The following is a 1944-nucleotide window of genomic DNA, read 5'->3' as shown; positions in this document are numbered from 1 at the left end:
GCCAGCCTGGCGAGCCGGTTCTGCCAGCGTTGGTCGGTATAGAACGTTTCAACGGCGTCGTCGTCGGTCATGTGCCGTACGTCGCCCGGACTACTCAAATGCCTTTCCTATCGATCGCCGCCCGAGACCGTGTCTCACCCGCGTGAATCCCCGATTCAGTCGCCGCGCTCCAGCGTCGCCGCGGTGTCGATCCCGTACACTGCGCGGGGGGTCTCGACGTGCGCCCGGCGGACCGCCTCGTCGCGGCCCGCCTCCAGCAGCCAGCGCACCCGTCGCGGGACGGTCTTCGGGCCCAGCACCATCCCGGGCCGGTCCGGGTCGTCGACGAAGTCCGTCTCCATCAGGAACGGCTCCCCCGCCTCGGCGGCGCGCTCCAGCCGGTCCTTGTCGCTCATCACGCTGGGCGTGACGCCCGCGAGTTCGCCGGCCGCGTAGTGTTTGACGACCTTCGAGGGGTCGAGCCCGACCCCCTCGGCGACCGCCGCGAGGCCGGTCAGGTCCTCGGTGGCCTCGGTGTGGAGCTGGACCGCGCAGCCGACGTCGGCGCCGAGCTCGAACGCGCGCCGCGTCACCGCGTTCGACGCGTCCCACACCGCGTCGCTCACGTCGTAGTGCGGGCGCCCGGACTTCAGCGCGAGCGCGTCGCCGTCGGCGACGTACTCGCTCGCGACTTCGAGTCCGCCGCGCATGAGGTCGCGGGCCGCCGCCGGCGAGAAGTCGCGCTCGTCGACGAGCCGGCTGATCAGTCCGGGGTGGACGCCCAGGACGGGCCACGCGCGCCCCGGAAGCGCCTCCGTGGCGGCCGCGACCGTCTCCAGCGTCTCGTCGAAGACGGCGCGGAAGTCGTCGGGCTCGTCGGGCTCGACGCCGAGCAGCCACGAGGGCTTGTTCACGACGAGGAGGTGGGTGCCGCCGAGCCGCGCGAACTCCTCGACGGCCTCGATCCCGCGGCCGTGCCGCGGGTCGAGGTGGAGGTGGTTATCCAACACGGGCGTGCCGAGGTCCTCGGTCATGGACGGTGGTTCGACGGCGGCGGATTAGAAGGATCGGTCTCCGTGAAGGCCGGTCGCTCGCCCTCCGCTCAGTCCGCCCGGTTCGCCGCGAACGCCGTGTCCGTCCGCGGCACCGTCACGTCGACGAGGCCGGCTTCGATCGCCTCGCGACGCTCCTCGAACCGCCCCGGCAACACCAGCCGCTCCCCGAGCCGATCGAGGGGCTCGTCGCTGGCGTAGCCGGGCTCGGCGGTGGCGAGCTCGAAGAGGACGCCCGCGAACTCCCGGAAGTAGACCGATCGGAACCAGTGGCGGTCGATCTGTTGGGTCGGCCGGAGCCCCATCGCCGCGACCGCGTCGCGCATCGCGGACTGGTCGGCGTCCGTCGGCGTCTGAAACGCGACGTGGTGGACCGTGCCGCGCCCCGAACTCCCCCGCCGGTCGGTCTCGACCACGTCGACGTACTCGCCGACCGGACCGCCCGCGGCGAAGCGGGTGCGGTCGGTCCCCGTCGCGGCGTCGGCCGCCGTCTCGGCCTCCGTCAGCCCCATCGTCCGGAGGAGGCGCTCGGTGCGCTCCGGCTCGTCGATCCACAGCGTCACCGAGTGGAACCCGCGGATCGCGGCCGACTCGGGGACGTGCGCGGTCCACGCGGTCGTCGGGTCGTCGTCGGGGATCTCGACGGCGACCAGCTCGACCGGGAGGCCGTCCGGGTCGCGGAACGGGAGGACCGTCTCGCCGAAGCGCTCCTCGCGGTCGTCGTACTCGACGCCGCGCTCGTCGAACCGCTCCTCCCAGAAGTCGAGGCTCCCCTCGGGCACCCGGAACGCGGTGCGGGACACCTGCCCGGCGCCGACCTCGCCGTCGGGGAGGTCCGTCCACGGGAAGAAGGTCATGCTGGTCCCCGGCGTCCCCTCGGCGTCGCCGTAGAAGAAGTGGTACGTCTCCGGGT

2 protein-coding genes and 1 pseudogene are annotated in these 1944 nt (G+C 72.7%); all 3 read right to left on the bottom strand.

What is annotated here, in order from left to right:
* Nucleotides 1-71 (bottom strand): annotated as a pseudogene (locus B9G38_RS18795) (DUF2150 domain-containing protein); the annotation flags it as partial.
* Nucleotides 72-155: 84 nt separating this feature from the next.
* The gene (locus tag B9G38_RS16605; RefSeq protein WP_086221112.1) at nucleotides 156-1013 is read right to left on the bottom strand and encodes a TatD family hydrolase; all 858 of its coding nucleotides are present in this window, start codon (nucleotides 1011-1013) and stop codon (nucleotides 156-158) included.
* Between the two features lie 68 nt (nucleotides 1014-1081).
* On the bottom strand, nucleotides 1082-1944 hold an 863-nt coding region (locus tag B9G38_RS16600), incomplete at its 5' end, for a VOC family protein (protein ID WP_143415581.1).

Source organism: Halorubrum sp. SD612 (assembly GCF_002135005.1).
This window is presented reverse-complemented; position numbering and strand designations above follow the sequence as displayed.

Coding starts and splice junctions, on each gene's coding strand:
- B9G38_RS16605 (WP_086221112.1), bottom strand. CDS start 1,013: ATGACCGAGGACCTCGGCACGCCCGTGTTGGATAACCACCTCCACCTC.